The sequence below is a fragment of the Streptomyces sp. NPDC039423 genome, from assembly GCF_055598725.1.
The window spans coordinates 692146-712162 of the sequence record NZ_JBVKAH010000002.1 but is presented as its reverse complement, the minus strand read 5'-3'; the positions used below and the strand labels follow the sequence as shown (position 1 = coordinate 712162).

At 75.0% G+C, this 20017-nt stretch carries 16 protein-coding genes; 8 read left to right on the top strand and 8 right to left on the bottom strand.

Annotated features, from left to right (window positions below):
- Nucleotides 1-125: 125 nt before the first annotated feature.
- From ACZ7LK_RS09275 to ACZ7LK_RS09255, 5 genes are all read left to right on the top strand, one after another.
- A complete protein-coding gene (locus ACZ7LK_RS09275; RefSeq protein WP_392272079.1) occupies nt 126-1061 on the top strand; it encodes an AurF N-oxygenase family protein in 936 nt (311 codons plus the stop codon).
- A gap of 42 nt (nt 1062-1103) precedes the next feature.
- Nucleotides 1104-1832 (top strand): TetR/AcrR family transcriptional regulator, encoded by a 729-nt coding sequence (locus ACZ7LK_RS09270; protein ID WP_469463083.1) that lies wholly within the window; start codon nt 1104-1106, stop codon nt 1830-1832.
- 11 nt (nt 1833-1843) lie between these two features.
- Nucleotides 1844-2110 (top strand): hypothetical protein, encoded by a 267-nt coding sequence (locus ACZ7LK_RS09265; RefSeq protein ID WP_392272081.1) that lies wholly within the window; start codon nt 1844-1846, stop codon nt 2108-2110.
- A 39-nt stretch (nt 2111-2149) separates the two neighbouring features.
- Nucleotides 2150-4621, top strand: a complete 2472-nt coding sequence (locus ACZ7LK_RS09260) for an outer membrane protein assembly factor BamB family protein (RefSeq protein WP_471139271.1) — start codon at nt 2150-2152, stop codon at nt 4619-4621.
- A 107-nt stretch (nt 4622-4728) separates the two neighbouring features.
- Nucleotides 4729-5883 carry a C40 family peptidase gene (locus ACZ7LK_RS09255; RefSeq protein WP_392272083.1) on the top strand — a complete coding sequence of 385 codons (1155 nt, stop codon included), beginning with the start codon at nt 4729-4731 and terminating at the stop codon, nt 5881-5883.
- A 107-nt stretch (nt 5884-5990) separates the two neighbouring features.
- Here ACZ7LK_RS09255 and ACZ7LK_RS09250 read toward each other — a convergent pair whose 3' ends face one another.
- Complete coding sequence (locus ACZ7LK_RS09250; protein ID WP_471139268.1) at nt 5991-7406, bottom strand: aminotransferase-like domain-containing protein; 1416 nt, start codon at nt 7404-7406, stop codon at nt 5991-5993.
- Between the two features lie 37 nt (nt 7407-7443).
- Between ACZ7LK_RS09250 and ACZ7LK_RS09245 the strand changes: the two genes are divergently transcribed.
- On the top strand, nt 7444-8343 hold the full coding sequence (locus tag ACZ7LK_RS09245) for a DMT family transporter (protein ID WP_471139265.1): 900 nt from the start codon (nt 7444-7446) through the stop codon (nt 8341-8343).
- A gap of 108 nt (nt 8344-8451) precedes the next feature.
- Here the strand turns inward: ACZ7LK_RS09245 and ACZ7LK_RS09240 are convergent, their stop codons facing one another.
- The 5 genes from ACZ7LK_RS09240 to ACZ7LK_RS09220 are packed head-to-tail and all read right to left on the bottom strand — an operon-like array spanning nt 8452 to nt 14277.
- The gene (locus ACZ7LK_RS09240) at nt 8452-9687 is read right to left on the bottom strand and encodes a styrene monooxygenase/indole monooxygenase family protein (protein ID WP_392272086.1); all 1236 of its coding nucleotides are present in this window, start codon (nt 9685-9687) and stop codon (nt 8452-8454) included.
- Between the two features lie 16 nt (nt 9688-9703).
- Nucleotides 9704-10321, bottom strand: a complete 618-nt coding sequence (locus tag ACZ7LK_RS09235; protein ID WP_392272087.1) for a GTP-binding protein — start codon at nt 10319-10321, stop codon at nt 9704-9706.
- Complete coding sequence (locus ACZ7LK_RS09230) at nt 10302-10709, bottom strand: DUF742 domain-containing protein (protein WP_392272088.1); 408 nt, start codon at nt 10707-10709, stop codon at nt 10302-10304. Before ACZ7LK_RS09230 ends, ACZ7LK_RS09235 begins: the two co-directional genes overlap by 20 nt.
- Nucleotides 10706-11227, bottom strand: a complete 522-nt coding sequence (locus ACZ7LK_RS09225; protein WP_392272089.1) for a roadblock/LC7 domain-containing protein — start codon at nt 11225-11227, stop codon at nt 10706-10708. Before ACZ7LK_RS09225 ends, ACZ7LK_RS09230 begins: the two co-directional genes overlap by 4 nt.
- Nucleotides 11224-14277 carry a sensor histidine kinase gene (locus tag ACZ7LK_RS09220; protein WP_471139260.1) on the bottom strand — a complete coding sequence of 1018 codons (3054 nt, stop codon included), beginning with the start codon at nt 14275-14277 and terminating at the stop codon, nt 11224-11226. The genes ACZ7LK_RS09225 and ACZ7LK_RS09220 overlap by 4 nt, the downstream gene beginning before the upstream one ends.
- A 353-nt stretch (nt 14278-14630) precedes the next feature.
- On the opposite strand from ACZ7LK_RS09220, the gene ACZ7LK_RS09215 reads away from it, so the two are divergent.
- Nucleotides 14631-15431: a hypothetical protein gene (locus tag ACZ7LK_RS09215; protein ID WP_471139257.1), complete on the top strand. Its 801-nt coding sequence runs from the start codon at nt 14631-14633 to the stop codon at nt 15429-15431.
- 66 nt (nt 15432-15497) lie between these two features.
- Here ACZ7LK_RS09215 and ACZ7LK_RS09210 read toward each other — a convergent pair whose 3' ends face one another.
- Entirely contained in the window at nt 15498-15983 is a 486-nt protein-coding gene (locus ACZ7LK_RS09210) for a MarR family winged helix-turn-helix transcriptional regulator (RefSeq protein WP_392272092.1), read from the bottom strand.
- Nucleotides 15984-16202: 219 nt separating this feature from the next.
- Between ACZ7LK_RS09210 and ACZ7LK_RS09205 the strand changes: the two genes are divergently transcribed.
- On the top strand, nt 16203-17033 hold the full coding sequence (locus ACZ7LK_RS09205; RefSeq protein ID WP_471139254.1) for a lysozyme: 831 nt from the start codon (nt 16203-16205) through the stop codon (nt 17031-17033).
- Between the two features lie 83 nt (nt 17034-17116).
- Here the strand turns inward: ACZ7LK_RS09205 and ACZ7LK_RS09200 are convergent, their stop codons facing one another.
- Complete coding sequence (locus tag ACZ7LK_RS09200; protein WP_392272094.1) at nt 17117-19933, bottom strand: M4 family metallopeptidase; 2817 nt, start codon at nt 19931-19933, stop codon at nt 17117-17119.
- Nucleotides 19934-20017: the final 84 nt, after the last annotated feature.

Here is a 20017-nt window from a genome sequence, read left to right as displayed (position 1 = left end):
GGCAGGCTCACACGTTGGTAGACGCCGGGTCAACAAGTCGGGCACAGGGGATTGACGGCCTTGCTGACAAGCAGTCTTATAAGGGATGACCCCCAGTAACGCCAACTGCGCGAGGTGCCCCGCCGATGACCACCGTGTCCGAACGCGACATACGTCTGCTCAGCGACGCGCTCGGCCCGCTCCGGGACCGCGAACAGGTCGCGGAGCGTCTGCTCGAGTCCTCCGCCAAGCACTCCTTCGACCCCGACAGGGAGCTGGACTGGGACGCCCCCGTCGAGGACGGCAAGTGGTTCTGGCCGCCCGAGCTGGTCTCCCTCTACGACACGCCGCTCTGGCGGCGGATGTCCGAGGAGCAGCGCATGGACCTGGCCCGGCACGAGGCGGCCTCGCTCGCCTCGCTGGGCATCTGGTTCGAGATCATCCTGATGCAGCTCCTGGTGCGGCACATCTACGACAAGTCGGTCACCAGCAACCACGTCCGGTACGCGCTCACCGAGATCGCCGACGAGTGCCGCCACTCGATGATGTTCGCCCGGATGATCCAGAAGGGCGGGACGCCCGCCTACCAGGTGCCGCGCGTCTACCACAACATGGCGCGGGTGCTGAAGACCGTGTCGACGACCCCCGGTTCGTTCGCCGCCACGCTGCTCGGCGAGGAGATCCTCGACTGGATGCAGCGCCTCACCTTCCCCGACGAGCGGGTCCAGACCCTGGTGCGCGGGGTGACCCGGATCCACGTGGTGGAGGAGGCCCGCCACGTGCGGTACGCCCGGGAGGAGCTGCGCCGCCAGATGGTCACCGCCCCGCGCTGGGAGCAGGAGTTCACCCGGATCAGCTGCGGCGAGGCGGCCCGCGTCTTCTCCGTCTGCTTCGTCAACCCCCAGGTGTACGAGAACGTCGGCCTCGACCGGCGCGAGGCCGTCGCCCAGGTCAGGGCCAGCGGTCACCGCCGCGAGGTCATGCAGTCGGGCGCCCGGCGGCTGACGGACTTCCTCGACGACATCGGGGTGCTGCGGGGCGTGGGGCGCAGGCTCTGGAAGAGTTCCGGCCTCCTCGCCTGAAGCCCGGCACCACGCCGGACGGGGCGGAGTTACGCTGCGGTCATGACCAGTGCCGCGACGCCCGCACCCGCGTACCGACGGCTGAGCGTCGAGGAGCGCCGTACGCAGCTCCTCGGCGTCGCCCTCTCGCTCTTCGCGCACCGGGCGCCGGAGGAGGTCTCCCTCGACGACGTCGCCGAGGCGGCCGGGGTCTCCCGGCCGCTGGTGTACCGCTATTTCGCCGGCGGCAAGCAGGAGTTGTACGAGGCCGCGCTGCGGTCGGCCGCCGACGAGCTGGAGCTGTGCTTCGCCGAGCCGCCGGTGGGCCCGCCCACCGAGCGGCTCACCCGGGTCCTCGACCGGTACCTCGCCTTCGTCGACCAGCACGACGCCGGGTTCAGCGCCCTGCTCCAGGGCGGCAGCGTCGCCGAGACGTCCCGCACCACCGCGATCGTCGACGGGGTGCGGCGCGCGGCCGCCGAGCAGATCCTGCTGCACCTGGGGGTGCCGGACCCGGGGCCGAGGCTGCGGATGATGGTGCGCACCTGGATCGCGGCTGTCGAGGCGGCGTCCCTCATCTGGCTGGACGAGGACAAGCGGCCGCCCGCCGCCGAGTTGCGCGCCTGGCTGGTCGACCACCTGGTCGCGCTGCTGACCGCGACCGCCGCCACCGACGAGCAGACGGCGGGCGCCGTGGCGGCGCTCCTGGCGCAGGAGACGGCCGAGGGACCGGTCGGCACCCTGGCACGCCGTGTGGTGCCCGTGGTGGGCGAGGCCGCGCACCTGCTGTGACACTGGCTGCCGTGCGAAGCGAGAACACCCCATTCCACGGCGGCCCGCTGGACGGCCGGATCCTGCCGGTGCTGACCGGCCCGACCGGCCACCCGCCCAAGTGGTACACCGTCCCCGTCCCCGACGAGGGCGGCGGCCCGCCCACCGTCCACGCCTACCGCCGGGTCCCCTCCGGCTACACCAGGCGCCTGGGCCTCCAGCGCGGCTGGAAGTACGAGTACGCCCCCGAGGGCCGCGAGCGGCGCGAGCTGAAGTGGCCGTGGTCACAGAAGTCGTAGGATCACGGGCATTCGCGCCGCCAAAGGGGGAGCTTCCGTATGGAACCGTCGTCGCCGCTTCAGCCGATCGAGCCGCTGCGGGACGGTGACCCCCGTCGGTGCGGGCCCTACACCGTGCTCGCGCGGACGCGGGAGTCGGCGAGCGCCGTGCGGTACCTGGCGCGGGACGACGCCGGCACGGTGGTCGTCGTCACCGCCGCGCCCGCCGCGCTCGCGGAACTCCCCGCCTTCCGGCGCCGGTTCGCGGCCGAGGCACGCACCGCCGAGCGGCTGGCCGGCGGCTGGGTGCCCGCGGCGCTGGAGGGCGCCGTGGACGGGCCGAGGCCGTGGACCGCGACGCCGTACGTGCCCGCGCTCACCCTCGCCGAAGCCGTCGCCCTGGCCGGGCCGCTGCCCGGGCGGGCGGTACGGGTGCTGGGCGCGGGGCTCGCCGAGACGCTGGCCCGGGTCCACGCCACCGGCGCCGTGCTGCACGGGCTCGCCCCCGGCACCGTCCTGCTGGCGGCGGACGGGCCGCGGCTGACCGCGTTCGGGGCGCTGGGCGCCGCCGAGTCGGCGGAGGCCCGGCCGGGCGGGCAGTTGTCGGTACGGCTCGGCTACCTCACCCCCGAACAGGCCGCCGGGCAGGAGCCGGGCCCGCCGTCGGACGTCTTCGTGCTCGGACTGCTGCTGGCGTACGCGGCGACCGGCACCCCTCCGCTGGCGGACGCGGCGGCCATCGCGGACGCCGAACCGGCGCTCGGCGCCGTGCCGGAGGATCTGCGCCCGCTGATCGCCCGGTGCCTCGCCAAGACGCCGGAGGACCGGCCCGGGGCGGGGGAGGCCGCCGGGGCCCTCGCCCCGGAGGGCGCGTCCGCGCTCGCCGGGGACGGGTGGCTGCCCGACCGGGTGGCCGGGGCGCTGGACGAGCAGGCGGCACGGGTGGCCGCCCTGGTGGCGCCGCTGCCGCCCGGGCCCGACGGGGACGGCCGGACCGTCCGGGTGGGACGGCAGGTCCGGCGGCGCGACCCGGCCGGCCCGGGCCTGGTGGTGGCGCCCCGGACGCCCGACGCCGCCCCGCCGGCCCTCCTCCCGCCCGCCCCGCCGGCCACGTCCGACGTGCCGACCCCGTCCGGTCCGCCCGCCCCGCCGCCCGCCCCGCCGCCGTCCACCGCGCCCGCCCCGCCGACCGCGCCGCCGCCGTCCACCGCTCCCGTCCTGCCCGGCGGGGCCGCCGGGCCGGCGCCCGTGCTGGTACCGGGCCCCGCGTCCGCGCCCGCTGCCCCCGCGTCCGGGCCGTCCCGGCGGGGGCTGCTCACCGGGCTGGCCGCCGGGGTGACCGGTGCCGTCCTCGGGGGCGGCGGCGTGCTGGCCCTCGCCCCCGGTGACGGCGAGGAGCGGCGGCCCGACGCCAAGCCGCCCGCCCGCCCCCGCGCGGCGGTTCCCGGTGTGCCGCCCGCGCCCCGCTGGGCGTACCGGCACCCCGCCGACGGACGCCCGTCGCCGAACGCCGCGGTCTGGCGGGACCGGGTGCTGGTTCTCACCACCGGCGCCCACACCACGGGCGTCGACCTCGCCGGCGGCCGGCGCCTGTGGCAGCGGGCCGACGCCGCCTCCGGCCACCCCGCCCTGACCCTGCCGGGCGGCCGGCCGGCGGTGGCCGGCGCGGACGGGTTCCGGCTGCTGTCCCCCACGGACGGCACGACCGCGGAGCGGCGGGCGTACCCGGCCGGCGTCCGCCTGGCGTCGGTCGCCGGGCAGTCCGGCGGCGTGGTCTGGTTCACCGGCACGCTCGCGGCCCGTACGTACCTCTTCGCGTACGACATCGAGCGGGCCCGGGAGCTGTGGCGCGTCCAGGTCCCCAACGGCCGTGCCCCGTACGCCCCGGCCTACGAGGTGCTGGCGCTGCGGCCGGACGCGCTGGTCGTCCGCCAGGACCCGAAGTCGCTGACGGCCGCGCAGGTCGAGGCCGCCAAGGGGCTCGCGGTCTTCTACGCGCACGACCGGGCCACCGGCGCCCGGCGGTGGTTCCGGCCCTTCGGCGGGGCGCTCCCGGGCGGCGCGGTGGCGGGGGACGGATCGGGGCGGCTGTACGCGGCGGTCCCGGGCGGGCTGTCCGCGTTCGACACCCGTACCCGCCGGACGCTGTGGCGGCTGCCCGGCGGCGCGGCCTTCGGGCGTCCCCAGGTGGTCGGCGGCACGCTGTACGTCGCGGACGGCGCCCGGACGGTGTACGCGGTCGACGCGGCGACCGGCCGGACGCGCTGGCGGCGGGACACGGAGGCGGCGGCCGGCGGTGACCTCCCGGGCGTGACCGTCGGCGCCGGCGGCCGCACCCTGCTCGTGGCGGACGGCTCGCAGGTCACCGCGTTCGCGGCGGGTGACGGGCGGCGGCTGTGGAAGTTCCAGGACGCCGGTGTCCAGGAGCCGGGCGGCCGGGAGGAGTCGGCCGCGTACGGGGTGCTCGCCGCCGGGCCCGCGGGCGCGGTCGTGCGCCGGGGCCGGATGTTCTACGCGCTGCCGGTGGAGTGACCCGCCCCACCGGGACGGGTGACCGCGTTGGGCCGATCCGCCCCCTCGGGCATTTCATACGTTAGTCGTATGATCCACCGCCCCATGATGGGGGCGGAGGTGATGCCATGTCAGGAAAACTGCTGCGCGCGGTCTGCGCGGCCGCACTGCTCGTCACGCTGCCCGCCGGACCCGCGTCCGCCGCCCCCGAACCGGCCGCTCCCGAACCGGCCGCTCCCGAACCGGCCGCCCCGGCCGGGGTGCCGGAGCTGCTCACCCGGTTGCGCACCCTGTACCAGCAGGCGGAAGAGGCGACCGAGACGTACAACGCCACCGAGGAGGAGCTGAAGGCGCTCGCCGCCGAGACGAAGAAGCTGACCGGCGACCTGACCAGGACGCGCGACGCCCTGGCCCGCAGCCGCGCGGAAGCGGGCCGGCTGGCCCGCGCCCAGTACCAGGGGCGCACCGACTTCTCCTCCTCGCTGCGGCTGCTCCTCGCCCGCGACCCCGACCACGCCCTGGACCAGCACCACCTGCTCCGGCGCGCGGCGCGCGAACGGGCCGCCACCGTCGCCCGGCTGGAGAAGGGCACGAAGCGGGCGGACCTGCTGGCGGCGGCGTCCCGTGAGGCGCTGGACCGGGAGCGGGCGCTGGCGGAGAAGCAGCGGGCGGCCCGGGACGACGTCACCGCCCGGCTGAAGGAGGTCGAGGAGACCCTCGCCGGACTGTCGGACGAGGAGGTCGGGGAACTGACCGCCCTGGAGGAGACGGAGACCGCCGACGCCCAGCGGGAACTCCTCGCCACCGGACGGCTGGAAGGCGCCCGCACCCCTTCCGAACTGGGCGACCAGGCTCTGGCGTACGCCGCCGGCCAGATCGGCAAGCCGTACGCCTGGGGCGCCGAGGGGCCGGAGTCGTTCGACTGCTCGGGCCTGACCTCCCGGGCGTGGGCCGCGGCGGGCCGCGCCATCCCCCGCACCAGCCAGGAGCAGTGGCGCACCCTGCCCAAGGTCCCGCTGCGCGCGCTGCGCCCCGGCGACCTGGTGGTGTACTTCCCGAAGGCCACCCACGTGGCGATCTACCTCGGTGACGGCAAGGTCATCCAGGCGCCGCGCCCCGGCGCCCGGGTCAAGGTGTCCCCCATCGCCGCGAACCCGCTCCTCGGCGCGGTACGCCCCGACCCCGCGGCCCGCCCCCTCCGCTCCTACACCCCGCCCGGGCTGCCCACCGGCGCGGCGGGCGGCTCCGACGAGGGGTACGACACGGGGTACGGGGCGGGCTGACGGCCGGGCGGCAGGGGGGCGGGCCGGCCACCGCTCACGGTCCGGTGACGGCACCGGACACCGCGGCCCCCGCCCTCCGGCGGAGGCCGATACTTTCCGGACACCCCCTAGCCCGCCCGTTGGGCGGCGAGGGCACGGCCGATGGCGCGGGCCCCCTCGGGGAAGGCGCCGGGGTGGGGGCCGGAGTAGTTGAGGCGGAGGTACGCCCCGGTCGGCTCGGCGGGGAACCACTCCCCGCCGGGGGCGACGACCACACCCGCGCTCTCGCAGTCGCGGACGAGCCGGGGCAGGTCGGTGGCGTCCGGCAGCCGGACCCAGAGGTTCAGCCCTCCTTCCGGGACCGTCTCCAGGCGGGCGTCGGGCACGTGTTCGGCGAGCGCGCCGACGAGCAGGTCGCGGCGCGCGGCCAGTTGGCGGCGGAGACCGCGCAGATGGGTGCGCCAGGCGGGCTGCGTGACCACGTCGAGCGCCACCGCCTGGAGGATGCCGCTGACGTACATGGACTCGGCCTGGGCGTCGGCGAGGATGCGCTCGCGGGCCGGGCCCCGGGCGGTGATCGCGGCGATCCGGACGGCCGGGGAGACGCTCTTGGTCAGCGAACGCAGGTGGACGACGTGGCCGCTGTCGTCGCGGACGGCGAGCGGAACCGGGTCGGCGGTGATGCCGAAGTCGTGCGCCCAGTCGTCCTCGATCAGGAACGCCCCGTACGCGCGCACGGCGTCGAGGACCCGGGCGGCCAGGCCGGGCGACCACCGGGCGCCGGTGGGGTTGGCGAAGTTCGGCTGGGCGTAGAAGGCGCGGGCCCCGGTCCGCTCGAACGCCCGGGCCAGCTCCTCCGGGTCGGGGCCGTCCGCCCCGCTGGGGACGGGGACCAGCCGCACGCCCGCCAGCGCGGCGGCGAGGATCGCGCCCCAGTAGGTCGGCGACTCCACCAGCAGCGGGCGGCCCGCGCCGACCAGGGCGCGGAAGACGGTGCTCAGCCCGCTCTGGCTGCCGGGGAAGACCACCACGTCGCTCGGGGCCGGCGGCGCGGTCCCGGCCGGCGTCGCGGATCCGAGCTCGGCGGCGAACCACGCCTGTAGTTCCGGCAGCCCCGCGGCCGGCGGACGGCTGACCGCGGCGTCCCCCCGGGCCGCCCGGGTGAACGCCGCCCGGACCAGGCGCTCGGGCAGCAACTCCCGGTCCGGGTAGCCCGAGTGCAGCGCGATCACGTCGTTCGGGACGGGCCGCAGCGCGGCCGACACCTGCGGGATGCGGTGCTGCGGCGAGCCGAGGGCGGCGGTCTGCCACCCGTAGTCGTGGGGGCGGGCCACGCGCACCGCCCGCACGAAGGTGCCCACGCCGGGCCGGCTCTCCACCGTCCCTTGCGCGGCCAGCGTCCGCAGCGCCTTCTGCACCGTCACCGGACTCGCCCCGTACCGCGCCACCAGGGAACGGGTGGACGGCAGCCGGGCTCCTGGCGCCGCCGTGGAGATCCACTCGCTCAGCCCCGCGACGATCCGCGCACTGCTATCGTTGTTCATGAGACACAACAGTAGCGCTACTCTCCCCGCGGCCCCGGTGCTATCCCCGAGCCGAGCCGGTCTCGGATGGGGTCTGCTCGGAGTCGCGGCCTTCTCCTTCACCGTGCCGTTCACCCGGGTCGCCGTCGGGAGCGGCGGGATGTCGCCGCTGTTCATCGGCTCCGGGCGGGCCGTCGTCGCCGCCGTGCTCGCGGCCGCCGCCCTGCTGCTCACCCGGCAGCGGCTGCCCCGGGGCGTCCAGTGGGCCCGGCTGGCGGTCGTCGCGGGCGGGGTGGTCGTGGGCTTCCCCGTCCTCACCTCGTACGCCCTCACCACCGCGTCGGCCGGTCACAGCGCCGTCGTGATCGCGCTCCTGCCGGCCGTGACCGCGGTGATCGCCGTGCTGCGCGGCCATGAACGTCCCCCGGCCCGCTTCTGGGGCCTGGCGGCCGTCGGCGCCGTCGCCGCCATCGGCTTCGCCTCGGCGCAGGGCGGCGGCCTCGGGGGCCTGCGCTGGTCCGACCTGCTGCTCCTCGGCGCCGTCCTCGCCGCCGGCACCGGCTACGCCGAAGGCGGCCTCCTGGCCCGGGAGCTGGGCGCCTGGCAGACGATCTCCTGGGCGCTCGTCCTGTCCGCGCCCCTGATGGTCACCCTGACCGCCCACGCCATGGCGTCGCACACCCCGGCCGGTGGCCCGCTCGAATGGGCCGCGTTCGCCTACCTCGGGGTGGTCAGCATGTTCCTCGGCTTCTTCGCCTGGTACCGCGGCCTCGCGATCGGCCCGATGGCCCGCGTCAGCCAGATACAGCTCGTCCAGCCCGTCATGACCATCGGCTGGGCCGCGCTCCTCCTGCGCGAACCGCTCACCTGGCCCACCGTCCTCGGCGGCCTCGCCGTCATCGCCTCCGCCGCCCTCACCGTCCGCACCCGCCGGGGCCGCCCGGCGGACGGCGCCTGACCGCCAGGCGCGCCGGGGCCGAGGCGCGAAGGCGGGAAGGTGTGTGCCCCCGGCCCGTCGGGGCCGGGGGGACACGGAGTCACGAGGGGGCGGCCGGTGGCCGGTGCGCTACGCGCCGGAGACGGAGGCCAGGTACGCGGCGGTCTTCTCCGGGTCGTAGAAGAAGTTCTCGAAGTCGGCCGGGTCGTTGAAGCCGTTCGCGAAGCGGTCGGCGACGGGCTGGAGTTGCCCGGCGGCGCCGATGAGGTCGAGGACGTGCTCCGGCGGGACGCCGAGCATGGCGTTCGTCCACTTGGTGACGTGCTGCGCGGTGTCCCAGTAGCGGTCGAAGGTGGCGCGCATCCAGCTCTCGTCGAACGGCTGGTCACCGTGTTCCACGATGGACGCCAGGTAGGAGGCCGCGCACTTGGAGGCCGAGTTGGAGCCCTGGCCGGTGATCGGGTCGTTGGCGACGACGACGTCCGCGACACCGAGGACCAGGCCGCCGCCGGGCAGCCGGCCGATCGGGTTGCGGACGGTGGGGGCGTAGCGGCCGGCCAGCGTGCCGCCCGCGTCGGTCAGCTCGACCTTGGTGGCCCGCGCGTACTCCCAGGGCGTGTACTTCTCCATCAGCTCCAGCGTCAGCGCCAGGTGCTCCGAGGGGTCCTTCACCCCCTGGAAGACGTCGAGCGGGCCGCCCGGGAGCCCCTCCCAGAACAGGATGTCCGCCCGGCCGCTCGTCGTGAGCGTCGGCATCACGAACAGCTCGCCGACCCCCGGCACCAGGTTGCAGCGGACCGCGTCGAAGTCGGGGTGCTCGGGGCGCGGGCCCAGCCCGTGGACGTACGCGACGGCCAGCGCGCGCTGCGGCTCGCTGTACGGGGAGCGGGACGCGTCCCGGCCGAACATGGACACCAGCTCGCCCTTGCCGGCGGAGACCAGCACCAGGTCGTACGTGCGGGAGAAGTAGTCGAGGTCGGAGACGGCCGCCCCGTGGATGACGAGCTGGCCGCCGCGCTGGACGAAGGTCTCCATCCAGCCGGCCATCTTCACGCGCTGGTCGACGGACTGGGCGTACCCGTCGAGCCTGCCGACCCAGTCGACGGCGCGGGTGGAGTCCGGCGCGGCGACCGAGACGCCGAGGCCCTCGATACGCGGAGCCTGGGACTCCCAGAAGTTGATGCCGAGGTCCCGCTCGTGCTGGAGCGCGGTGTCGAACATGCACTGCGTCGACATGACCCGGCCGGCCCGGATCTCGTCCGCCGTGCGGTTGGACATCAGGGTGATCTCGTACCCCCGCGACTGGAGCCCGAGGGCGAGCTGGAGCCCGGACTGCCCGGCTCCGACGATGAGTATCTTCCGCATCGAGGGTCTCTCTTCCTTACTCGGGGGATATCTCGAGGGCACGGGCGACGAGCGCCAGCAGCGACTCGATCACCGTGATCCGGTTCCGGGCATCCATGATCACTACGGGTACGTCCGCGGGCACCGTGAGGGCCTCGCGCACGTCCTCGGCCTCGAACAGCTCGGTCCCCTCGAAGTGGTTGACCGCCACCACGTACGGCAGGCCGCAGCTCTCGAAGTAGTCGAGCGCGGGGAAGCAGTCGGTCAGCCGCCGGGTGTCGGCCATGACGACCGCGCCGATCGCGCCGCGCACCAGGTCGTCCCACATGAACCAGAAGCGCTGCTGCCCCGGCGTGCCGAACAGGTACAGCACCAGGTCGTCGTCGAGCGTGATGCGCCCGAAGTCCATGGCGACGGTGGTGGTGAGCTTCCCGGGCGTCGCGGAGAGGTCGTCGGTGTCCTCGCTCGCGCGCGTCATCAGCGCCTCGGTGGTGAGCGGGGTGATCTCGGAGACGGACCCGACGAAGGTCGTCTTGCCGACACCGAAGCCGCCCGCGACCACCACCTTGGTGGCGATGGGGGCGCGGGTGTGGTCGAGCTGCCAGGCCTGGGCCTCGGGCTCGTCCAGGGATATCTCAGAGACGGCGGAGACCACTCAGCACCCTTTCGAGCAGTGCGCGGTCGGGCTGGCCGGTGCCGTGACCGGTGCCGTACACGCGGATCCTCCCCTGGTCGGCCAGGTCGCTGAGCAGCACCCGGACCACCCCCAGCGGAATCTTCAGCAGCGCGGAGATCTCGGCCACCGTGCGCATGCGGCGGCAGACGTCCACGATGGCCCGCATCTCCGGCATGACCCGGGCGAGCCCGCCCTTCGTGAGCTCCTTGCGCTCCTCCGGCGCTTCGAGCGCGGCGACGAACGTTTCGACGAGCAGGACGTGGCCGAAGCGGGTACGGCCGCCGGTGAGCGAGTACGGGCGGACGCGGGCGGGCCGCCGCCCGCCTCCCCGGACCGGCAGCCGGCCGGCGGCGGACACGGAGGTCATGCGGCACTCTCCATCGACTTGCGCAGTTCACTGCGGAGTTCGGGCGTGAGTACGTGTCCGGCGCGGCCCACGAAGAGCGCCATGTGGTACGCGACGACGCTCATGTCGCAGTCGGCGGTGGCGTGCACGCCGAGGAGGGAGCCGTCGCTGATCGACATGACGAAGACGCTGCCCTCCTCCATGGCGACCATCGTCTGCTTGACGCCGCCGCCGTCCATGAGCCGGGCGGCGCCGATGGTGAGGCTGCCGATGCCGGAGACGATGGTGGCGAGGTCGGCCGCCGCCCCGCGCGGCCCGTCCGACCGGCCCTGGTCCGCCCGGTCGGTCCGGTCCCTGTCGCTCTTGCCGGCCGCCGGGTCGGAGGAGAGCAGGAGAAGTCCGTCGGACGAGACGACGGCGACCGAGCGGACTCCTGGCACCTCCTCGACCAGGTTGCCGAGCAGCCAGTGCAGGTTCTTGGCCTCGCTGCTCAGTCCGAACGTCGCCGTGCCGGTGGTACTGCCGGTCGTCGCAGTCAACTGCGTGCCTCCTCGACTGTGTCCCCCGTCTCTTCGCTGCGTACCGCTTCTTCCTGCTGGGTGCTTTCCGCGATCTCCGCCTCGGCGTCGCGGCGGCCGTCCTTGGCGCCCTGGTGGAACCCGCCGAGCCGGCGCCGCAGCGCCTCGGCGTCGAGGCCGCCCTTGCGCCCGGCGGGCGGCGTGGACGGCTCGACGACCTTGGGCGTCCGCTTGGGCAGGCCCTTGTCGGTGACGCGTTCCCACTTGGGCTCCCGCGCACGCGGCTCGTCGTCCTCGGCGCGCGGGCCGTGGGCGTCGGCCCGCTCGTGGGTCCGCGTCTCCGGGTCGTCGGCGCCGGCGGCGTCCGGCCCTGACGCGGACCCGGGCGCCGGCTCCGGCTCCGGCTCCGGCTCCGGTGCGGGCGCCGGCTCCGCCTCCGGCGCGGGCCGTGGTGCCCGTACCTGGAGGGTGGTCTCGGCCCGGGCGGGTCCGGGCTCGGCTTCCGGCTCGGGCGCGGTCTCCGGCTCGGACGCCTCGGACCCGGACTCCGGCTCGGGCCCGGACTCCGGCTCGGACGCCTCGGACCCGGACTCCGGCTCGGACCCGGTCGTCGCGGGCTCGGCGGCAGGCGGGACCTCGGCGGGGACGTCCCGGGCCGGCGCCTCGGGCGCGGGCGTGTCCGCCGACGGGCGCTCGTGCGCCGCGGCGTCCTCGGCCGGGACGTCGCCGTCCGCCGGGGCGTCGCCGTCCGCCGGGGCCTCGCTGTCCGCCGGGGTGTCGCCCTCGGCCGGGGCGTCGCCGTCCGCCGGGGTGGCGCCGGGCGTGGCGCCGAGGGTCGCCTCGGCGGCGGCGACCAGGGGGTCGCGGGCCGTACGGGCGCCGGGCAGGGTGTTGGAGTTGGCCTCGGCGGCCGAGCCCGGGAGGTTCAGCGCGGGGGCCGTGCCCGCGACGGCGACCGACGGGGGCAGGGCGGTGGGCGGGGCCTCCGGGAGCAGCGCGGAGGGAAGGACGACGACCGCCGTCACACCGCCCTGCTTCTGCTCGCGCAGCTGGACCCGTACGCCGTGCCGTGCCGCGAGCAGCGCGGTGACCCGGATGCCGAGGCCCTCGCCGTCCCGGTCCTCCTCGGACGCGGGCCGGGCCTCCGGGTCGGCCAGCCGGGCGTTCAGCTCGGCGAACCGGCCCTCCGTCATCCCTATGCCCTCGTCCTCAACGGAGAGCATCACCTCGCCGCTCTCCAGCAGCCAGCCGGAGAGCCGGACCTTGGCGTCCGGCGGGGAGAAGGAGGTGGCGTTCTCCAGCAGTTCGGCGAGCAGGTGGCTGAGGTCGTCGGCGGCGAACCCGGCCACGTGGGCGTGCGGCGGCAGGGACTGGATGGTGACCCGCTCGTACCGCTCGATCTCGCTGACGGCGGCGCGCAGCACGTCGACCAGCGGCACCGGGCCCTGGTGGGCGTGGTTGTGCTCGTGGCCGGCGAGGACCAGCAGGTTCTCGCTGTGCCGGCGCATGACGGTGGCCATGTGGTCGAGCTTGAAGAGGGTGGCGAGGCGCTCGGGGTCCTGCTCCCGCTCCTCCAGCTTCTCGATGACGGCGAGCTGCCGTTCGACCAGGCCGAGGGTGCGGAGGGAGAGGTTGACGAACGTGTGGTGGACGCTGCTGCGCAGCGCCTCCAGTTCGGCGCCGACCTCGGCGGTCCGCTCGCGCAGCTCGGCGCGCTGCCCCGCCAGTTCGGCGGCCAGCGCCTCGCGGGCGGCGACGGCGTCCGTGCGGTCGGCGTCGAGCTGTCCGGCGCGGGCGCCGAGCTCCAGCAGCTTGCCGTGCAGGGTGTTGAGGGAGCGGACGACCTGGGCGAACTCGTCGTTGCGGCCGGTGAACTTGACCGGCTCCTGGGTCTCGGGCTCCTCGGCGATCCGGGCGGCGCCGATGCGGAGGACGGCGAGCGGCCGGGTGAGGGTGCGGGCGACGGCGGCCGAGACGCCGATGGCCACGAGCAGGCAGCCGCCGAGGAGCGCGACGCGCAGTTCGAGGGCGGTGACGTCGTCGTCGCGGAGCTGTTCCATGCGCTGTACCTCGCCGGAGGCGAGGGCGGACTGGGCGCCGCGCATCTGCTCGATGCGGGCGGTGAGGGCCGCCCGGAGCTTGTCCCGGTCGGTCTTGCGGTCGCCCTCGGACAGCTCGGGCCGGTCGGTGAGGCGGGCGAGGTACGTTTCGGCGCTCTTGACCTCGGGGCCGGTGACCGTGGCGGCGAGGGACTCGCGGGCGGCGGGCGGGGCGGCCTGGTCGAAGTCGGCGAGCGCGGCCTGTTCGCGGACCCGGGCCGTCTGGGCGGCGGCGCTGAGGACGCCGCGCGCGCGGTCGGCCTCGTCCCCGGCGGGGTCCTCCGGCTCGACGAACCGGCCGGTGACGGGGTCGTAGACGGGACCGGTGCTCTTCCTGCCGGGTACGGACAGGGCGCCGAGGAGCAGGCCGCGGGTGGCGGACGCCTGGTCGACGGCGCGGCCCAGTTCGGTGAGGGCGCGGGTGCCGGCGCCCGCGTCGGCGGCGCGGGCGGGCGTCTTGTCGGCGAGTTCGGCGGCGAGGGCCTGGAGCTTGGCGATGACCTCGGTGTAGGCCCGGTGGGCCTCCATGGCGGTGCCCTTGCCGGTGAGGGCGGCGCGCCTCGTGGCGGGGAGGCCCGCGAGGTCGCGGCGGAGGCCGGCGGGGGCCTCGGCGTGGATCTCGTCGATCTGCCGGTCGACGCGGGCGCGGTGGGCGGCGTCGACGGCGGGGGTGTCCCCGGCCTTCGGGTCGTCGTCGCCGGTGCCCCGGCCGGCGGCGATGTAGGCGGTGACCTGGTCGCGTTCGTCGGCGAGGGAATGCGCGAGGGTGACCGCCTGCCGGTTGAGCTCGGCGAGGGTCACCAGCCGCTGGGAGTCGTTGAGGTCGGCGGAGGCGGTGAGGACGGCGGGGGCTCCGGCCGCCAGGACGGTGATGCTGACCAGCGCCACACCGGCGACGAGCCGGCTGCGTACGCGTACGCGGCGGCCGCCCGGTGCCTGGGGGTCGCCGGGAGTCTCACTGCGCTTCTGCACCGGTGCTCACATTCTCGAACTCGTCCGCCCATGAAGCAGAGGTGACGACCGGTCACGCACGCGCACAGCCCTCCGACCCCTGGTACGGCCCCGACCATTCCAGCGCCGCCGTCGAAGAAGGCACACGTCGGCCACTCCGCCACCCGAACGAGTGAACAACACTCCGGAGTTGGCGAACAACTCTCCCGGGCACGTGCCGGGCGGTCGTGCGGGGGGACGGGTTGAAAGATCGACGGGGGCTTTGGCAGGATGCCCGCCCGCACCTCGCCGGACGTTCGGATCCCGCCGCTCGGCCGGTGCTGACCAGCCGCTACGGGGCTCTTCCCGGTTTCCGGGGACGGTGTGAAGGAGTCATGCAGACTGGGCCCATGCAGACCGAGATCTCCTCCGTCCCGGGCTCGCCGGAACGCCCCAACGAGGACTGGGCGTCCGTGGCGGTTCCTGCGTCCGGCCAGGGCGGCACGCTGGTGGTGCTGGACGGGGTCACTCCCCCGATCGACGACGACGGTTGTGTGCACTCGGTGCCCTGGTTCACCGCGCGGCTCGGGGGCGCGCTGACCGAACTGTCCGGTTCCCGGCCGGATCTGCCGTTGACCGGGGTGCTGGCGGAGGCAATCCGGCGCACCGCGGACGCCCACCGCGACACGTGTGACCTTTCTCACGTACGTACGCCCCAGGCGACGGTGGTCCTGGCGCGCTGGGGGGCGCTGGAGGTCGACTACCTGGTGCTGGCCGACTCGGTGCTGCTGCTCCGCTCGCCCGACGGGGTGGTGCGGGCGGTGGTGGACGACCGGCTGGACCGGCTGCCGCCCGGTTCGCTGGCGTCCCACGCGATCGCGGACGCGACCGTGCGGAACAAGGAGGGCGGGTTCTACACGGCGGCGGCCGACCCGTCGGTGGCGGAGCTCGCGGTCACGGGCAGCGTGCCGGCGGCCGAGGTGCGGGCGCTGGTGGCGATGACGGACGGGGCCACCCGCTGGACGGAGGTGTTCCGGCGGGGCGACTGGGCCGACTGCTTCGACGTGGTGGCCAAGGAGGGACCGCGCGGCCTGATCGCGCGGGTGCGGGAGCTGGAGGCGTCGCCCTCGTACACGTACCGCTGGAAGAGGCACGACGACGCGACGGTGGTGCACGTCGGGCTCCGGCAGCCGTGAGGGACCGCCGGCCGGGGCCGGTCCCGCCCGCCGGGCGCGGGCCGGAACCGGAGCCGGCGGGAGCCGTCAGTCCTCGCTGCCCGCGTTGAGCTGGTGCAGCAGCCGGGCCAGTTCGGCGACCTCGGCGCGGTCCCAGCCGGCGAGCTTGCGCATGTAGCGGGCGCGCCGGGCGTCGCGGACCCGGCGGAAGCGGCCGCGGCCCTCGTCGGTGAGGCGGACGAGGGAGGCGCGGCCGTCGGCGGGGTCCGGGTCGCGGGCGACGAGCCCGAGGTCCTCCAGGGCGCGCAACTGGCGGCTCATGGTGGCCTTGCCGACGCCGAAGTACGCGGCGAGGGCGGTGGCGCGCTGCGTGCCGGCGTCCTCCAGGCGGACGAGCAGGCCGTAGGCGGCGGGTTCGAGGTCGGGGTGCACCTCGCGGGCCATCTCCCCGGACGAGGCGCGGGCGCGGCGCAGGAAGACGGCCAGTTCGCGTTCCAGGGCGAGGAACTCCTGGTGCGCGGCGGCGCACCCCTCGCCGCCCCGGGCGTCCGTCTCCGTCGGGCTTTCCTGCACGTCAGCACCCTTCGCGCGCTTTCGAGGTTCTGAAAGTTCTTTCCGGCGGCGGCCATCGCCGCAGCTCGTCCAGTATTTCGCAGGCGTAGACCAACGGCGTCACCCAGAGACTCTTCCACGGGCCGGGTCTACGTGCGTAGCGTCATGAATGGCATGTTCACGCCAGACATGCCCCCTCATCCCCGCACCACCCCCACCGAGGCCTTTCGGAGGCACGCCATGTCCGTGCACAGATCCGGAACGACCCGCTCCGCCCCAGCCCTCGCGCTGCTCACCACCCTGGCCGTACTCGCCCTCCTGCTCACCCTCGCCCTCCCGGACCCGGCCGCCGCCACCGCCGGACCCGCCCGGGGAAGTGCCCGCATGGGCATGGGCGTCGCCGCCCACGACGGCGTCGGCGGCCTGCCGCCGGACGGCCGCGCCGCCCAGACGGAGGGCGTGGACGTCTCCAGCCACCAGGGCGCCGTGGACTGGGGTGCACTCTGGAACAGCGGCGTGCGCTGGGCCTACGCCAAGGCCACCGAGGGGACGTACTACACCAACCCCTTCTTCACCCAGCAGTACAACGGCTCCTACAACGTGGGCATGATCCGCGGCTCCTACCACTTCGCCACCCCCGACACCACGTCGGGCGCGGCCCAGGCGGACTTCTTCGTCAACAACGGCGGCGGCTGGTCGCGCGACGGCAGGACGCTGCCGGGCGTGCTGGACATCGAGTGGAACCCGTACGGCGCGGCCTGCTACGGCAAGAGCCAGTCGGCGATGGTCACCTGGATCCGGGACTTCCTGAACCGCTACCAGTACCGCACCGGCCGCCACGCGGTGATCTACACCGCCACGAGCTGGTGGAAGCAGTGCACCGGCAACTACGGCGGCTTCGGCGCGACCAGTCCGCTGTGGGTGGCCCGCTACAACACGACGGTCGGCGAACTCCCGGCCGGCTGGGCGTACCACACCATGTGGCAGTACACCTCCACGGGACCGATCGTCGGCGACCACGACAGGTTCAACGGCGCCTACGACCGCCTCCAGGCCCTCGCTGTGGGCTGACCCCCCGCCGGGCATGGGGAAGCCCCCCGGCGCGGACGGGCGCCGGGGGGCTCGCGGGGAGCCGGCGGGCGGGAGCGGCGGCGTCAGCCGCAGCGGCCGGCCGGGCGGTCGCGGGTGACGAGGTTCGTCCAGCCCGTGGTGCCGTCGACCCAGACGACGCCGGTGCCGGCGAGCGCCGCCGGGGAGAGCTGCTCACCGCGGTTGCACGAGACCCGCTCCTGGCGGGAGCCGTCGGTGGTGAACTGCCAGTTCTTCGGCAGGGTCTCGTTGCGGTACTGGACGTCCGGCAGGACCGCGTTGACGGTCACCGCCGTCTCCGAGACGGTCAGGTCGGAGGCGATCAGCGCGCCCGGCTTGTGCTCGGAGCTGATGTCGTACGCGCCGGTGCCGTCGAGGTTCGCCCGGCGGATGCCCATCTCACCGTTGTCGGTGACGTTCTGCTCGGTGAGCCAGAAGACGTTGCCGCCGTTGAGGGCGGTCTGCCCCAGGTTCTGCGGCTCGTCCAGGCGCTCGGTCAGCGTCTTCTTCCCGGTCTTCAGGTCGAGCAGCTCGACCCCGAGGCGGTACTCGCCGCCCTCCGGGTACAGCTTGGCGTAGGCGATCCTGCCGTGCGCGATGGACGGCAGGGCGGTCAGCACGTCGTCGCCCGCGCCGTCCACGTACGTCGGCTCCTTGTCACCGGCGCGGAGGTGGACGACGTGCCGGGTGAACAGACCGGTCGTCTCGAAGACCGTCACCCCGCCCTCGACCCGCAGTCCGGCCACGTCGGAGGTGGTGGCGGAGTACAGCTTCCGGATCGGACCGCCCGCCAGGGGGCGGGACAGGACGTCCACGCCGGCCGGGCCGTACGCCGCCCAGACGACGGTCTTCCCGTCCGTCGCCGGGTACACGTGGTAGCGGCCGTCGTTGGGGCTCAGCAGCTTCGGGGCGCCCTTGCCGTCCGCGCGGCCGGCGAGGACGGAGTACGGCTCGGTGCCGTCGTCGTTGGACCTGGCGGCCGTCCACCAGCCGCCGCCGGCCTGCACCCCGGTACCGGTGGTGTTCAGCTTCCCGAGCAGCTCGTCGGAGTCCACGCCCAGGGCGTCCTCCCAGCCCGCGACGATGCCGTGGGCGTTGAAGGAGCGCTTGGCGGCGTTCAGCCGCTGCCCGGTGACGCCCAGGTCCTTCGCCGCGGCGAGGACGGCGTTGCGGCCGTCGGTGAAGCCGTCGAGCGGGGTCATGTACTCGGTCAGCGCCTTGTACACGATCCGGTCGGCGAGCTCGGCGCCCAGGTCCTGGCGCATGTCCCACAGCGCGCCGGAGAAGATGGTCGAGTTGAGGTGGACACCGCCGTTGTCGGTGCCGAAGGTGGCGCCCAGGAAGCTCCTGGAGGTGGTGGCCCCGTCGTTGAGGTCCCGCAGGGCGCAGGCGCGGGGCGCGGCCTTGCGGCACAGGTCCTCGCCGATGAGCCCGGCGTCCGGGTGATCCATCGCGGTGCCGGACGCCGTGACGTCGATGGCGTTGCCGAAGTAGTCGGCGACGGCCTCGTTGAGGGCGCCGGACTGGCCCGCGTAGACCAGGTTGGCGGTGTTCTCCACGACGCCGTGGGTCATCTCGTGGCCGACCACGTCGAGGTCGGCGGAGAGCGGCTTGTACTCGCTGTCGCCGGAGCCGTACACCATCTTGGTGCCGTCCCAGAAGGCGTTCACGTACGGCATGCCGAACTGGGTGACGCCCACCAGGCTGTCGACCGCCGAGCCGCGCCCGTCGAGGCCGTCCCTGGCGTGGTGCTTCTTGTAGTAGTCGTAGACCTGCCCGGCCGCCCAGTGCGCGTCGACCGCGCCCGCCTCGGTGGCGTCCTTGCCGAACTCCGCGCCGGGCGAGCCGAACTCCTTGAGGTCGGCGGGCCAGCCGCCCAGCACCTCGGAGACGTCCTTGTCGCGCGCGTCCCAGGTGGTGAGCGCGGCCTTGCTGCCGTCGGCCATCCGGGCCCGGTCGGCCATCACGTACCGGTCGTCCCCGGCCTTGCTGACGTTGAGCTCCACCTTGGCGCCGCTCAGCAGCGTGCCGCTGCCGACCGCCCCGGTACCGGGGGCGGGCGGGGCGCCGGCCGTCCCGTTCGCCGCCCCCTCCGGGGAGGTGGGCGCGGTGAGCGTCCTGATGCCGCTGTACTGGAGGACCGGGAACCCGGCCCGCGCGTCGACGTACACGTGCTGGAGGACCGGGGCGCCCGTGGTCGGGTGCGTCCCCCTCACCGTCACGTGGTACGTCAGCACGCCCTCGCCGCGCGGGACGACCACCAGTCCCCCGGCGGTGCCGCGCAGCGGCTGCTCGTGTTTCCGGGCGCGCTCCGCGTCGGCGAGCGCCAGGCGGTGGCCGCCGAGCCGCCGTTCGGTCGCGGTGACCGCGCGGCGGACCGCCACGTCCTTGGCGACGGCCGGCTCCACGCCGGTCGTCAGGCCCGTGAAGTACTTGCCGGAGGTGCCGGTGACGACCCGCTCGGCGCCCTCCTTCTCCATCCGCACCACGTACTGCCCGCCGAGGACCGGCACGCCCTTGTGCTTCTGCTGGAACCGTACGGTCTCCTCGGCGCCCCGCTTCAGCGTCTGCACGGGGGCGAGATCACGCCGCGGTTCGGCGATCTTGTAGCGGCTCTCCTTGGCGGCGAGGTGTTCGCGCGCCGCGTCCGCCGGGCTCGCCCCCGCGTCCGTCGCCTCGTCGAGGCCGTCGACGAGGGCGGGGGTCGCGGTCCGCGCCCCCGGGATCACGTCGGCGGGCGGTCCGGCGGGCGGCGGGGTCGCCGCCGAGGCCGGAACCGCGGTGATCAGGAGCCCGGCGGCGGCGAGCAGAGCCGCCGCCCGGGCCCCCGCCCGTATGCCGGATGTTCCCGCATGCGTGCTGGGCGTGCTGGGTTCGCGCACAGTCCGTATCCCTCCCACGTGCTGGTCAGCCGTTCAGGTGGTCATGGCCATGCAAGCCGTGGGCCGCCAACGCGGCAATGGACG

Coding starts and splice junctions, on each gene's coding strand:
- ACZ7LK_RS09275 (WP_392272079.1), top strand. CDS start 126: ATGACCACCGTGTCCGAACGCGACATACGTCTGCTCAGCGACGCGCTC.
- ACZ7LK_RS09270 (WP_469463083.1), top strand. CDS start 1,104: ATGACCAGTGCCGCGACGCCCGCACCCGCGTACCGACGGCTGAGCGTC.
- ACZ7LK_RS09260 (WP_471139271.1), top strand. CDS start 2,150: ATGGAACCGTCGTCGCCGCTTCAGCCGATCGAGCCGCTGCGGGACGGT.
- ACZ7LK_RS09255 (WP_392272083.1), top strand. CDS start 4,729: ATGTCAGGAAAACTGCTGCGCGCGGTCTGCGCGGCCGCACTGCTCGTC.
- ACZ7LK_RS09250 (WP_471139268.1), bottom strand. CDS start 7,406: ATGAACAACGATAGCAGTGCGCGGATCGTCGCGGGGCTGAGCGAGTGG.
- ACZ7LK_RS09240 (WP_392272086.1), bottom strand. CDS start 9,687: ATGCGGAAGATACTCATCGTCGGAGCCGGGCAGTCCGGGCTCCAGCTC.
- ACZ7LK_RS09230 (WP_392272088.1), bottom strand. CDS start 10,709: ATGACCTCCGTGTCCGCCGCCGGCCGGCTGCCGGTCCGGGGAGGCGGG.
- ACZ7LK_RS09215 (WP_471139257.1), top strand. CDS start 14,631: ATGCAGACTGGGCCCATGCAGACCGAGATCTCCTCCGTCCCGGGCTCG.
- ACZ7LK_RS09205 (WP_471139254.1), top strand. CDS start 16,203: ATGTCCGTGCACAGATCCGGAACGACCCGCTCCGCCCCAGCCCTCGCG.